This is a genomic window from Geoalkalibacter sp. (assembly GCF_030604225.1).
Classification (GTDB): Bacteria; Desulfobacterota; Desulfuromonadia; order Desulfuromonadales; family Geoalkalibacteraceae; genus Geoalkalibacter.
Genome location: NZ_JAUVWH010000087.1, coordinates 1 through 14030 on the forward strand (window position 1 = coordinate 1; position 14030 = coordinate 14030).

A 14030-nucleotide genomic window follows, 5' to 3' on the forward strand; every position below is an offset into this window, starting at 1 on the left:
GCCGTGACTGCTTTTGGCCTGGTCGGAGTTATCCGCCCAGGCCGTTTTTTTTTCAGGGAGGCGATGCCGGGTTGGGCGAGGCGGCGGGCAGGCTGTGCAGAAAGTCTGCCCAGGCTTGCCAGTAGAGGTGGGGCTGGTGATCGAGGGTGTCGTTGTGGCCGGCGCGCTCGAGCCACAATAGCCGCTTGGGTTCGGGGGCGAGGGCGAAGAGGCGCTCGGCCATGGCTGGGGGCACGATGCGGTCGCGGCGGCCGTGAATGATAAGCAGGGGGGCCTCAAGACGGGCAATCTTGTCGAGATTGTCGAAGCGCGCCTCGACCAGCCAGCCGAGCAGGGGAAAAAGCAGTTTGTAGTGATGGCGACCAAGGGCGGCGATGGAGGTAAAGGGACTCTCCAGGATCAGGCCGGCGGGCGGGCGTTCCAGGGCCAGTTGCAAGGCGACGGCCGCGCCGAGGGAGCGGCCGAAATAGACCTGGCGCGCGGGCGGATAACCCCGCGCCTCCAGCCAGCTATGCGCGGCGCGGGCATCGGCGTAGAGGCCCTGTTCGGAGGCGCGCCCCTGGCTCAGGCCGTAGCCGCGATAGCTCAGGATCAGCACCGGCAGGCCGAGGCGTCGGTGGAGCAGTTCCAGGTTGTGGACGCGGTGGGACAGGTTGCCGGCGTTGCCGTGGAAAAACAGCAGGGCGGGCAGATCCGCCTCGGCGCGGCCGGGCACGAACCAGGCATGCACGCGCACCCCGTCGGCGCTCTCCAGCCACACCTCCTCGTAGGCCAGGCCGAGTTGCGCGGGCGTCCAGGCCAGCTCGGCGCTGGGAAAGAAGATGAAATGGTGCTCCAGGGCAGCCGTCACGTCGCTAACCCTCAGCCAGAAGCCCAGCGCCGCGAGCAGCGCCAGGGTGCGCGGGGACAAGAGGTATCGCCTGGTCATGCCACCAGTATAGCCAGGGTCGGGAAGATCGGCGGGGAAAAACGGCTACTTGCGCCAGAAGGTCGGGAAAAACAGCACCAGCACGGTGAACAGTTCCAGACGGCCGAGCAGCATGCAGGCAATCAGCACGCTCTTGCCGAAGGGCGAGACATGGGCGTAGTTGTCCACCGGACCGACCGAACCCAGGCCCGGGCCGACGTTGCCCAGGGTGGCGATGACCGCGGCGCCGCCCGACACCAGGTCCATGCCGCTGGCCGCCATGAGCAGCGAGGCGACGACGAAGATGCCGATGAACAGGGCGAAAAAGCCGAGGATCGACTGCATGACCTCCTTGTCCACCGGACGCTCGCCGAGCTTGACCAGGCGCACGGCGCGCGGGTGGATGAGGCGATAGATCTGTACATGGGCGTGCTTGAACAGCAGCAGGATGCGCGCCACCTTGATGCCGCCGGCGGTGGAACCGGCGCAGCCGCCGATGAACATGAGCGAGATCAGGATGTACTGGTTGAGCAGCGGCCACTTTTCGTAATCGGCTGTGGCGAAGCCCGTGGTGGTGAGGATGGAGGCCACTTGAAAGGCGCTGTGGCGCAGATTGTCGCTGAAGGACTGGTAGATGGCGCCCTGGTTGGTGAACACCAGGATGGCAATGGCGACGAGGGTGATGCCGAGGTAGATGCGCAGTTCCTCGTTGCGCGCCAGCTCCCGGGGGCGACCGCGCAGCAGATAGTAGTGCAGGGAAAAATTGACCCCGGCGAGAAACATGAAAAGCGTCACGATCCATTGCAGATAGGCGCTGTCGTAGGCGCCCATGGAGGCGTTGCGCGGCGAGAAGCCGCCGCTGGACAGGGTGCTGAAGGCGTGGCAGAGGCTGTCGAAGAAGCTCATGCCGCCGAGCACCAGGAGAATCACCTGGGCGACGGTGAGCAGCAGGTAGACTTCCCAGAGCAGCTTGGCGGTATCCTGGATGCGCGGCTTGAGCCGGTCGGCGGTGGGGCCGGGTACCTCGGCCTTGAACAGCTGCATGCCGCCGACGCCGAGCATGGGCAGGATGGCCAGGGACAGCACGATGATGCCCATGCCGCCCAGCCATTGGGTGAAGGAGCGCCACAGCAGGATGCTCTTGGGCAACGCCTCGATGTCCGTGAGGATGCTCGCGCCGGTGGTGGTGAAGCCGCTCATGGTCTCGAACACCGCATCCAGGACGGATGGGATGGCGCCGGAGAGCACGAAGGGCAGGGCGCCGAGCAGGGCGTAGAGGGACCATCCCAGGGTGACCACGGCAAAGCCCTCGCGCACCGAGATCTCCTGGCGCGCGCTGAAGGCGCGAAACAGCACGCCGCCGAAGGCCAGGCACACGGCCGCCGCCAGGACGAAGGCCGACCAGGCGCCGTCGCGGAAATACAGGGAGAAGGGCACCGGCACGAGGAGAGCGGCGGCGAGGAACAGGGACAGGGCGCCGAGAATGCGCAGCAGCAGAGGCAGGTTCATGGGCCGGTTACCCGAAGAAGCTTTCGACCTTGGCCAGGGCCTCGGGCAGGGTGAAGACCACCACCCGATCCAGGGCGCGCAGCACCGTGTCGCCCGTGGGAATCAGATACTCGCGGTCGCGCACGATGGCGCCGATGATGGCGCCGCGCGGGAAATGCAGGCTCTTGAGGGGCTGGCCGAGAATCGGGCTGTCCTCGCCGATCTGCAGTTCAAGCACCTCGGCGTTGCTGCCCTCGACGGTGGCCAGGGATAGCACCTTGCCGCGCCGCACATGCTTGAGGATCACCGCGCCGGCGGCCAGGCGCGGCGAGACACAGGCGTCGATGCCCAGGGACGGCGCGAGATTGAGGTATTCGGGCTTGTTGATCAGCGCCAGGGCGCGCTTCGCGCCGTGTTTCTTGGCGAGCAGCGAACAGAGGATGTTGTCCTCGTCGTTGCCGGTGACGGCCATGAACACGTCGGCCCCCTCGATGCCCTCGTCGCTCAGGGTGCGGATATCGGTGCCGTCGGTGTGGATGATCATGGAGCGGCGCAGCTTGGAGGCCAGATATTCGCAACGCGCCTCGTCGCGGTCGATGAGCCGCACGTTGAAATGCAGCGCCTCCAGGCGCTGGGCGATCTGCAAGCCGATGCTGCCGCCGCCGAGGATGAAGGCGCGGCGCAGGCGGCAGGCTTTCTCCGGCTCGGGCTGGAGCAGGTATTGGATGGCGGGCAGGTCGTTGTGGTGGGCGAAGATGAAGATGCTGTCGCCGACGCGGATGGTGTCGTCGCCGCGCGGGATGATGGTGCGCTCGCCGCGGGTGATGGCGGTCACCACGAAGCGGTACATGCCGCGGATTTCGCCCAGTTCCCGCAGGGTCAGGTCGCACAGGGGGCTCTTCTCGCCGATGCGGTAGCCGATGAATTGAATTTGGCCCTCGACGAATTCGGCCACGTCGAAGGCCCCCTGGCGCGAGGCGATCTTGATCATCTCCTCGGCGACGGCGTCCTTGGGATTGATCAGCAGGTCGATGCCGAGTTTTTCCTTGGAGAGCACCGCGCCCTGCCCCGAGTACTCGATGCTGCGCACCCGCGCGATGCGGGTCTTGACGCCGTATTCGCGTGCCAGCAGGCAGGCGAGGATGTTGACCTCGTCCATGTCGGTGACGGCGATGAAGATGTCGGCTTCCTTGATGCCGCCCTGCTCGAGAATCTCGGCGCTGGCGCCGTTGCCGAGAATGCCGAGCACGTTGAGGCGTTCCTGGGCGCGGTTGAGATGGTCCTGGTCCTGGTCGATGAGGGTGACCTCGTGGCCTTCCTCGGAGAGGCGCTCACAGAGAAAATAGCCGACCTGGCCGGTGCCGACGATGAGGATTTTCATGATGGCTTCAGCAACTCCAGAACGTGCGGAATGCAGGGCGAAATACGGCGCTATTCATCGCACATTTGCCGGGATTGCGCAAGGGGGCCGGGGTTGCGGTTGCGAGGCGCCCGCGAAGGGCGCTAGAATGAGCCGCGAAAGGGAGGCAGGCGCATGGATTTTTATCTGGAGGTGTCGGACGAGGACATCCGCCGCGAGCGCGACAAGGCGCGCGAGCTGCGCAAGAGCAACTGGTGGAAGAACCGCGTCGCCCTAGGAGTTTGTCACTATTGCGGGGCACGGGTGCGGCCGGCGGAGCTGAGCCTGGATCACATCCTGCCCCTGGCGCGCGGCGGCAAATCGAGTCGCGGCAATTGCGTGCCCGCCTGCAAGGCGTGTAACAACCGCAAGAAAGATCTCCTGCCCATCGAGTGGGAGGACTATCTGGCGCGCCTGCGGGAAAAGCCGGCAAGCGACTGAGCGATCCCCGGCCGGCTCAGACGAGATGCTGGGAGCGGGTCTTGCGGTAGAGCTCGACGTATTTTTCCGCGGCGCTGGTCCAGCTGAAATCCTGCGTCATGCCGCGCTTGACCAGCTTGAGCCACTGGCGACGGTTTTCGTAGGCCTCCAGGGCGCGATCGAGGGCGCCCAGCAGGGCCTGCGGCGTCGCCTGGTCGAAGACGAAGCCGTTGCCCAGGCGCGGGCGCTCGTCGCTGTCGATGATGCTGTCGTTGAGGCCGCCGGTGCGATGCACCACCGGCACGCTGCCGTAGCGCAGGGCGACGACCTGTTCCAGGCCGCAGGGTTCCACGCGGCTGGGCATGAGAAAGATGTCGCTGCCGGCGAAAATGCGCCGCGCCAGCCCCGCATCGCTGTTGAGAAGCACCTGGGCTTGACGGGGGCGCAGATCCCGCAGGGCGGCCAGCTGCTTTTCCACCTCCGCCTCTCCCCGCCCGGCAATGACCAGCTGCATGGGTCTCTTGAGCAGCTCATCCCAGGCCTCGACGATCAGATCCAGGCCCTTGTCGCGGCGCAGGGGCGCCACCATCCCCACCAGGGGCACCAGGGGCTCCAGATCCAGGCGCGCTTCCTTCTGCAGGGCGCGCTTGTTGGCCTTTTTGCCGTTGAGGTTGTCGACGTTGTAGGGTCGGTTCAGGTGCATGTCCAGGGACGGATCCCAGGTGCGGCCGTCGATGCCGTTGAAAATGCCGTGGAACGCGGCGCTGCGGCGGCGCAACAGCGCCGCGAAGGCGCCGCCGAATTCGGCGCTGTGCAACTCGTCGCGATAGGTCTCGGAGAGGGTGTTGATCTGGTCGGCGTAATGCAGGCCGCCCTTGAGAAACGAGATACCGTTGTCCAGCGCCAGGCCGTTGTGGCCCAACTCGGCGGCATCGAGCCCCAATCCGTCCAGGGTTTCCGTGGGAAAGAAACCGGTGTGCTCCAGGTCGTGGAGGGTGAACAGGGTGCTCATCTGGGCGTAGAAGGGGTCGCCCTTGAGCTCGGTGCGCAGCAGCACCGGGATCAATCCGGTCTGCCAGCCGTGCAGGTGCAGCACGTCGGGGCGAAAATCCATGCGCCGCAGCAGTTGCAGGACCGCATGGCAGAAAAAGCCGAAGCGCTGGGCGTTGTCGGTGTAATCGCCCTTGCCATTGCCGTAGAGCCCCTCGCGATGAAAGTACTCGCGATTTTCGATGAAATAGACCGGCACGCCTTCGAGCAGGGTCTGGCGCAAAAGCCCCTTGCGCAACACGCCCTCAATGGGAACTTCCACGCTTTTACGCCCCTTGCGCAGGGAAAAGCCCAGATCGTCGATCTGCTTGTAACAGGGCAGGATGAGCCGTGCGTCGTGGCCGAGCTTGCGCAGGGCGCGCGCCAGGGAGCCGGCGACATCGGCCAGCCCGGCGGTTTTGGCGTAGGGGGAAGCTTCCGGGGAGACAATTAGAATTTTCATGGCAACTTTTCCCTCGTACCCATCCGGGCTGAACGGCGCGGACAGTTGTTGGAATCCCTCCGGGGAGGTCAGCCGGCCCGGGTTTCCTGAGTTGCCTCCAGCAGATGGCGAACCAGGGGCGCAACCTGATAGGTGCAGGTTTGGGCATGGGCCAGCAGGTCGCGCCCTCCGGCATGGAGAGAGGCGACGGCATCGAGCAATTGTTGATCCGTGTCCTCCCCGGACGCGAGGTGCAGGGCTCCCAGCAGACAGAGCCAATGAACAAGGGCGACAAAACGCTCGCGGTTGAACCAGTCGATTCCCTGATAAATATTGCAGCCGAGATAATCCCGTGCCGTGGGATGTTGCAAGTAATCTGCCAAAATTAATTTAAGCTCATGGGGCGAGCCGGGCGGCTGTTGGTCGAGGAGCAGCACCAGTAAACGGATTTCCGCCCGCGCCAGATCGAGCTCTGCCGCCAAGGGTGCCGCGTTCGCGCTCTGTAGGGCGGTGTCCAGGGCCTCGTCGAGCAGACAGCGTTGCACCAGCCGGCCGCTGCCGAATTCGGCCTGGGCCGGGGTCAGGCCATGCCACAGCAGCCAGGGCAACAGCAGGCGGTATTCCTGGCCCGGCGCGCCGCCCAGGACTGCTTCACCCTGGGTTTTTGACGGCTTGCCGGGCAGGCTTGACGCCAGCCAGGCAAGAACGGCGCGGTGCTTGGCGGCGCGACCGCGCAGACACCGCAGGTGCGCCAGGGCGTCGAGATCCGCCTGAAGTGCCGCGGCCAGTTGATCCTCGGTCAGGGTTAATGAGCCTTGACGAATGACCTTTTGCCAAAAGTAAGTCAGGTTGCGACGAAAGTCAACGAGAAATTCATCAATTTTAATTTTAAAATTTTTATCAGCAAGTTGCCGTCCCCAGGCCAGCAATCGCGGCGGGGCAAGAAGTTCGCCAGTTGCCGCAATGAGTTCCGCGAAATGACGGCGTCCCCAGGCACGGTCGAGGTCGGGACAGGGGCGACCGTTCAATTCCTCGTGAATCTGTCGCCAGATTCCATCCGCGTCGCGAATCTCCTGAAACCCCAGAAACACGCGGCTCTGGTAGGCTTGCAGGTCCAGGTGCAGGCCCTGCTCGACGAGATCGCGGCCGCGATGCAGATAGTCGTGCCCGGCGGCGTGTTCGCGAAACCGGTAGTAGAGGTCGTCGTCGGCCTTGAGGTCGAGGGCCGCGCCGAGGGTGGTCTGGGCGAGGCGCTCCGGGTCGTCTGAGGGCGCGTCGGCCCAGGCGACGGAGGTGCGGATCCAGCCGGACGTTTCGGCATAGCAGTTGTGGTAAACTACCAGGGCGCGCTCGGCGCCGCGGCGGTTGGAATAGACGAAGACGTTCTCGTCGACGCGGCCGTCGGTCCAGAAATCGTAGAGACGGAAATGCTCCGAGCCGCTGAACAGATAGCGCTTGCGCAGCAAAGGGAAGATGCGCCGTTCGTGCTCGGTGACCATGCCCTCGTCGATCGGTTCGTCCCAGTAGGCCTTGCGGTATTCCATGCCGTATTTTTCGCTCAGGCCCTCGATCTGGCCGTGGCCGAACATGGGCAGTCCCGGCAGGGTGGCGAGCAGGGTGGCGACGCCGTAGTATTTTTCGCCCTTACCGAACTGCTCGACGGCGGTGGCTTCGTCGGGGTTGTTCATGAAGTTGGTGAAGCGCTTGAGAATTTCGTGGTTGAACTCGAGGATGTTTTTGAGGGTCTGGCGGTACTTGGCGTTTTCCTCGTTCTTGAGCATGTTCATGAAGGCGCTGTTGTAGACCCGGTGCATGCCCAGGGTGCGCACGAAATAGCCCTCCATGAGCCAGAAGGCCTCGGCGATGAGCAGGGTGTCGGGCACCTCGGCGGCGACCCGGTCCACCACCTCGCGCCAGAATTCCTTGGGAAAGGCGCGCTCGAAGGCCTCGCGGGTCATGGCGTGCTCGGCGCGCGATGGCACGCCCGCACCGCCGCCGGGCTGGGGAAACCAGAGGCGCTGGAAGTGTTTTTTCGCCAGGGTCATGGCGGCATCGAAGCGGATCACCTTGAAGCGCCGCGCGATGTGCAGGATGGTGCCGATCATCGCCTCGCGCACCGCGGGCAGCAGGTAGTTGAGCTGCGCCGTGTCGTTCCATGGCATGTGGGTGCCGTCGTTGCCGTGGTAGATGTAGCGCACCCGCCCGTCGCGATGATCGGTGTATTCGAAGACCACCGCCGCTTCCGAGTGGTCGTAGTAGCCGTCCTCGATCCGTAGGCTGATCTCGGGGTCGGGGGAGAGATCGCGCCCGGTGAAGCGATAGCTCGGGAAAGGCGGATGGTCGAGCTGCACGTACCAGTCGGGATGCTCCTTGAGCCAGCGCGAGTAGAGCCCGGTGTGATTGGGCACGATGTCCGAGGCCAGGCGGATGCCGCGTTGCCGGCAGCGCTCCTCCAGGGCGGCCATGGCCTCCTCGCCGCCCAGGTCGGCGGCGATGACGTAATCATAGAGGGAGTAGGCCGAGGCCAGGGCCTCGGGATTGCCGCGCATGTGCTTGATCCACTGGGACACCTGGGAGCGCTCCCAGATGCCGATCAGCCACAGGGAGTTGAAGCCCCAGCGCGCCAGGCGGTCGAGCTCGGCGTCGGGAATCTGGTCGAGGCGCGTGATGGGGGTGCCGTGGCGCTTGCTCAACTGGTCGAGCCACACATAGGTGGATTTGGCGATGAGCACCACGTTGCTCATCCAGTCGGCGTCGGCGGTGAAGGCCTCGGGCTCGGGGTAGTCGTAATCGACCCGCGCGGCGGCGCGAAAATCCAGCACGCGTGTCGGGCCCGGGCCGAAGCCGCGCGGCTGGTGTTCCTCGGCGCTGATGTCGAAGGCGGTGAGGATGGCGCCTTCGAGCTCCGGCGGCAGCCATTCGCGCCAATATTCGCCGACGTAGCGCAGTTGGCCGTGGAGCGAATGGGGCGAGGCCTTGACGGGTTCGCTGAGCAGTTCGAGCAGCGAGCGGCGCAGCCCTCCGGGGCCCGCGGTGCGTTCCAACTCCCGGTCGAGTTCGGCCAGGGGCCGGCGGTAGGCGGCGCGGCGGCTGAGCTCCCCATCGTCAAACAGCTCGCGCATGCCGCTCAGGGCGGGATTGTCGTTTTGCACGGCAAGAATGAACAACTCGCCGAGGCTGGTCAGGCGATGCTCGGCCGCGCTCAGGAACTCCTTGGGGGCCAGCGTTCCCTGGCGCACCAGGGCGGGCGGGAAGAGTTCGACAAAGGCTTTGAACGTGCCGGGCAGGCCGGGGTGAGGCAGGCTGCGGCCCGCCAGCAGAATGCTATCGGCTTCGACGCGGCAGCCGAGTTCCGAAAAATAGCGCCTGAGCAGGTGGCGGAACACCCGGTTGAGCAGGGCCGCCAGGTGCAGATCCCCGGCACTGGTTCGGGCGCTCCGCGCGCGGCCGTTGAGGCAGTCGGCCACCACCCGCAGGCGCAGCATGAGCGGCGCCTGGTCGAAGGGGCGCAGGCGATCCTCGAGGTCGAGGCCCCGCCAGGCCGCGTCGGAAATCTGGATGTCGAGGGGAAAGTACGCGGGACGGTGCTGTTCAGGGGTCATGGTCTGGTCCTTTGCGGTCGGCGAAAAATCGCAGGGGGCCGGCGGATTCAACCGGAAACGGATTCCGGCGCTTCCGGCGGCCCCCTGAGCGCTTATCGCTACCTGTGGTGGATCACTGATTGAGAAGTTCCTTTTTCCATTCTTCGAGCTTGTGGCGGTATTCTTCCACCAGCCGGTCGGCTTCCGCCTCGCTGCCCGCCTCGGCGACTAGGTGGGCGACCGGGTTGTGCTGATCGGGCAGCATCAGCACCCAGGCGTCCGCGAACTGCACCTTGACGCCGTCGATGAAGCTCGCCTCGTGATCGACGCTGTCCTCGCTCATCTTGCGCATGATGCCGCCCTTGAGCTCGAAGGAGCAGGGCACCTGGAGCCGGCGGTAGGCGCGGCGCTTCACCGAGCGGCGCGCCTCGCTCAGGGTCAGGCCGGTGCGGGCCAGAAGCTCCAGGGTCTTGGCCACGGTGAACAGGGCGTCGAAATTGGGGTGGAAGGCGGGGAAGATGTAATGCCCCTCCATGGAAAAGCCCAGCTGGACGTTTTTCTTCTTCGCCGCCTCGACCAGGGAGCGGCCGTCGTTCTTGGTCCGGGTTACGGTGAGGCCCGCCGCCTGGGCGAGATCCTCCACCGCCTGGGGCGCGGGCACCGGCGCCACCAGTTCGCCGCGGCCCTCGGCGCGGCACACCAGGGCGGCCAGGGTGCATAGGGCATCGATATCGGAGAGAATCTCGCCGTGCTCGTCGATGAGCACGCAGCGCTCCCCCGAGGGGCCGATCCAGAAGCCGGCGGTGGCGCCCAGGGTGACGACGATGCGCGCGAGCTGCTCCTTGGCGCGCTGGCGCTGCTCGGGGGTGGCCACCGAGGCGCTTTCCGCGACGTGGGAGTTGAGCTCGATGACCTCGCAGCCCAGCTCGTTGAGCAGGCTCGGCAGCAGATCGCCCGCCGGCGAGTGGTTGATGTCCACCACCACCTTGGGGGCGTGGGCGCGCAGGGCCTCGGCCTTCAGGGCGCGCCGGTAGCCGTCGCGGTAATAGTCGTAGATGCGCGGCAGCTCGGAAATGCCGCCCGGTTCGGAGTGGTGGACGCGGCGGAAGTTCTCCTTGTAATAGACCCGCTCGATGCCCTTGGCCGCCGAGGAGGAGATTTCGATGCCGTCGGCATCGTAGAAGATGATCTCGGTCGAAGCGGGATCGTCGGGGCACTGGCGGAAATGCACCCCGCCCACCTCGCCGAAGGTGGTGAGCTTGTAGCGCAGCACCGGCAGGGAAATCATCTTGACGTCGATGACGTTGACCCCGGTGGAGAGCAGCCCGCCGACGAAGGCGCGCTTGAGCATGCGCGAGGAGCGCACCGCGTCGCGGCCGCAGAGGATGAAGCTGTCCTTGGGCAGGGTCGAGCCGTAGGCCGAGCCGAGCTTGGCGGAAAATTCCGGGGTCAGCTCGACGTTGGTCAGGCCGCGCACCAGGGCGCCGTCGAACAGGGCCTTGCGCCACTTCTCGCCCCAGATGAGATTGGTGGTGACGATGGCGCCGCCCTCGACGACCTTGCGCGGCCAGATCTTGACATCCTTTTTGATGTAGGCTTCGTCGCCCACGGTGGTCTCGTCGGCGATCACCGTGGCGTCCTCCATGACCACGCCCTGGCCGATCTGCACGCGGTTGCACAGGGTCGCGCCCTTGAGGCGCGAGCCCTTGCGCACGTAGACGTTGCGCCACAGGATGCAATCCTCGAGCTCCACCCCGTCCTCGATGGTGCAGTTGCGCCCGATGACGCAGTTCTTGAGGCGCGCCTTGCCCTTGATGTGGGTATTGTCGCCGACCACCACCATGCCTTCGAGCAGGCTCAGATCCTTCTGCTCCACCTTGACGTCCTGGCCCAGATAGATCTGGCGGCCCTCGCCGCCGGCGGGGGTACCGAGGAGGTTGATTTTGACCTTGCCGGCGAACACGTCGCGGCAGGCTTCCAGGTAGGCGTCGGTGTTGCCCACGTCCTGCCAGTAGCCCTGCAGGTTGCAGCCGAACAGCGGTGCGTCGTCGGCGAGCATGGCGGGAAAGACGTCCTTGGACCAGTCGCGGTTCTCATGGTCGGGAATGCGCTCCAGCACCTCGGGTTCGAGGACGTAGATGCCGGTGTTGATGGTGTCGGAGAACACCTCGCCCCAGCCCGGCTTTTCGAGGAATTTGGTGATGCGCCCGCCCTTGTCGGTGATCACCACCCCGAACTGCAGGGGGTCCTTGACCGAGGTCAGCACGATGGTCGCCTCGGCCTTGCGCTCCTCGTGGAAGCGCAGCGCCTCGGAGATGTTGAAATCGGTGAGCAGGTCGCCGCTGATGATGACGAAGCGCTCCTTGAGGTACTTGGCCGCCTGCTTGACGGCGCCGGCGGTGCCGAAGTCCTCCAGGGGCGTGACGTAGGTGATGCGCACGCCGAACTCGCTGCCGTCGCCGAAATAGTTCTTGATCACCTCGGGCTGATGGTAGAGCAGCAGGATCAGCTCGCTGATGCCGTGGTCCTTGAGCAGTTCCATGATGTGCAGCATCATGGGGCGGTTGAACAGAGGGATCATGGGCTTGGGCATGTTGATGGTGAGGGGGTGGATGCGGGTGCCGAAGCCGCCGGCCATGATGACTGCTTTCATAGGAAAACTCCTTCGCGGAAAAATTGCATGCATCAATCAGAACACATTCAGGACGGTTTCTTTTTCGCCAGCACCTTGCGCACTTGCTCCTTGAGCTCGCTCAGATCGGAGCTTTTCACCACGTAGGCATCCGCCAGCCAGGAGGAGAAGTCGTCCTTGTACATGCTGAAGGCGGTGCACAAGATCACCGGCAGATCCTCGCGCTCGCGCACGACGTCCTTGAGCAGGTCCAGGCCGCTTTCGCCGCGCATCTGAATGTCGAGAATCATCAGGTCGAACTGGTCGCGGGCCAGCAGTTCCCGCGCCTCCTGGCCGGAGCCCGCCCCCGCCACCTCGTAGCCCTCGTCCTGCAATTCGTCCGTATAAAGCAGACGCAGATCATCCTCATCATCCACCACTAGAATTTTCGGCACGGCAATCTCCTCGGGAGTAATAGGGGGAAGGTCTTTCCCCGGAAGCTCAAAACCCTGAAATTATAGCAACCAACGGGGTTTTTGCAAAAAGGCGCGTTGGTCAGCGACGCCGGCGTTCGCGCTCAAGCAAACGCGCCTGGGTCATGCGCTCGCGCAGACCGCCCTGTTCCACGAAGGCCTGTTCGAGTTGCAGGAGTTGGCGGTTGAGCAGATAGGTGGTGACCTTGATCAGACCGATGATGACGTTGGCGGAGATAAAGGGGTCGGCGTGCTCCAGGCCTTTGCGGAAGGTTTCGTAGTCCGCCCGCGGGGTGCGCAGCAACTGGCCGAGACGCCGGGCGTAGGGATGTTCCCTGGGCCATTCGGCGAGATTGCGCAGACGCAGGAAATCACGGTAATCGGCCAACAATTCTTCAAGGCTGGCACGGGCGACATTGGTCAGTTTGATTTCGGTTTCCTTGGAGGTCGCCGACGCCATGCTGCCCTCGATAATGTTCTGCTTGCCCGAGCGAGCCGCCTGAATCATCTGGTCGACGGTGCGGTCGCGCCGGTCGAGAAAGCGGGCGCAAAAACGCACCGTGGCATCATAGACGATTTCCGCGCGCTGGTAGGACAGCAGGTTGCGGTAGCCGCCGTGGGGCGGGATGAAGCCTTGGGTCATGGTTGAAGCCTTTCTGGCAAAAGGGACTCAAGGGACACCCGGGACACCAGGAAAGCAACCTCAGCGGCGTCCCTGACGTCCCTGGTGTCCCTTAGGTCCCCGCAGTTCACCCAGCAACTCGCGCCCCTCTTTCTCCCGGCCACACTCGCGCAGCGCCGCCGCGATATCGGCGCGGCTTTGCGGCAGGTGCCAGAGCAGCAGGGCCTTGTGCAGGCGCCGTTCGCGCGGGCTTTTCGGCACGTGCACCGCGCTGCCGGTGAAGGGGTCGCGGCCGGTGTGCCAGATACAGGTGGCCAGGGTTCCCGGGGTGGGGGTGAACTCCTGCACCTGCTCGACGCGCAGGTTGCGGCCCTTGAGAAACAGCGCGGTGTCCACCATGTTGGCGAGGGTGCAGCCGGGGTGGCCGGCGATGAGGTAGGGCACCACCCCCTGGCGCTTGCCGCTCGCCCGGCAGGCCTCGCGGTAATAGCGCAGGAACTTCTCCAGGGGCTCGGGGCCGGGCTTGCGCATGATGGCGGTGACCTCGGGCACCACCGACTCGGGGGCGATCTTGAGCAGCCCGCCGACGTGGTGGGCGAGCAGCGCCTCGAAGTATTCCTGCTGATGGTCGAGGAGATCGTAGCGGATACCCGAGGCGACAAACACGTGCTTGACCCCGGCGAGTCGGCGGATCGCGGCCAGCAGCCGTTCCGCCCGCCGCCCGCCGGTCGCCAGGTGACGGCAGATGCGCGGATGCAGGCAGCTGCCGCGCCGACAGGCGCGCCGCGCCGCCTCGTCGCCGCAGAACATGCCGTACATGTTGGCGGTGGGGCCGCCGACATCGCTCAGGGTGCCGCGAAATTCGGGGTGGCGGGTCAGGGCGCGGACCTCGGCGAGCACCGAATCCTCGGAGCGCGACTGGATGATTTTTCCCTGATGGTGGGTGATGGCGCAGAAGGCGCAACCCCCCGCGCAGCCGCGATGGGCGGTGATGGAGAACTTGATCTGCTCGTAGGCGGGGATCTGTTCCGCGTAGCCGGGGTGCGGCATGCGGGTGA

The 14030-nt window shown here is 65.2% G+C and carries 10 protein-coding genes; 1 reads left to right on the plus strand and 9 read right to left on the minus strand.

What is annotated here, in order from left to right; all coding sequences use genetic code 11:
* Positions 1-52: 52 nt before the first annotated feature.
* Genes QAT43_RS10225 through trkA form a run of 3 tightly spaced genes read right to left on the minus strand, consistent with a single transcriptional unit; the run spans position 53 to position 3776 of the window.
* Positions 53-928 (minus strand): alpha/beta hydrolase, encoded by an 876-nt coding sequence (locus tag QAT43_RS10225; protein ID WP_305042970.1) that lies wholly within the window; start codon positions 926-928, stop codon positions 53-55.
* Positions 929-973: 45 nt separating this feature from the next.
* A complete protein-coding gene (locus QAT43_RS10230; RefSeq protein ID WP_305042971.1) occupies positions 974-2416 on the minus strand; it encodes a TrkH family potassium uptake protein in 1443 nt (480 codons plus the stop codon).
* Positions 2417-2423: 7 nt separating this feature from the next.
* Entirely contained in the window at positions 2424-3776 is a 1353-nt protein-coding gene (gene trkA / locus QAT43_RS10235) for a Trk system potassium transporter TrkA (protein ID WP_305042972.1), read from the minus strand.
* A 153-nt stretch (positions 3777-3929) separates the two neighbouring features.
* Here trkA and QAT43_RS10240 point away from each other — a divergent pair, with 153 nt between their 5' ends.
* Positions 3930-4235: an HNH endonuclease gene (locus QAT43_RS10240; RefSeq protein ID WP_305042973.1), complete on the plus strand. Its 306-nt coding sequence runs from the start codon at positions 3930-3932 to the stop codon at positions 4233-4235.
* A gap of 16 nt (positions 4236-4251) precedes the next feature.
* Here the strand turns inward: QAT43_RS10240 and QAT43_RS10245 are convergent, their stop codons facing one another.
* The 6 genes from QAT43_RS10245 to QAT43_RS10270 all read right to left on the minus strand — a co-directional run.
* Complete coding sequence (locus tag QAT43_RS10245) at positions 4252-5706, minus strand: glycogen synthase (RefSeq protein WP_305042974.1); 1455 nt, start codon at positions 5704-5706, stop codon at positions 4252-4254.
* A gap of 68 nt (positions 5707-5774) precedes the next feature.
* Complete coding sequence (locus QAT43_RS10250; RefSeq protein ID WP_305042975.1) at positions 5775-9287, minus strand: alpha-amylase family glycosyl hydrolase; 3513 nt, start codon at positions 9285-9287, stop codon at positions 5775-5777.
* A 112-nt stretch (positions 9288-9399) separates the two neighbouring features.
* Complete coding sequence (locus QAT43_RS10255) at positions 9400-11919, minus strand: mannose-1-phosphate guanyltransferase (RefSeq protein WP_305042976.1); 2520 nt, start codon at positions 11917-11919, stop codon at positions 9400-9402.
* Positions 11920-11966: 47 nt separating this feature from the next.
* Positions 11967-12332 (minus strand): response regulator, encoded by a 366-nt coding sequence (locus QAT43_RS10260; RefSeq protein ID WP_305042977.1) that lies wholly within the window; start codon positions 12330-12332, stop codon positions 11967-11969.
* Between the two features lie 100 nt (positions 12333-12432).
* On the minus strand, positions 12433-12993 hold the full coding sequence (locus QAT43_RS10265) for a four helix bundle suffix domain-containing protein (RefSeq protein ID WP_305042978.1): 561 nt from the start codon (positions 12991-12993) through the stop codon (positions 12433-12435).
* Positions 12994-13053: 60 nt separating this feature from the next.
* A partial coding sequence (locus QAT43_RS10270; RefSeq protein WP_305042979.1) for a DUF3362 domain-containing protein occupies positions 13054-14030 on the minus strand: 977 nt, incomplete at its 5' end.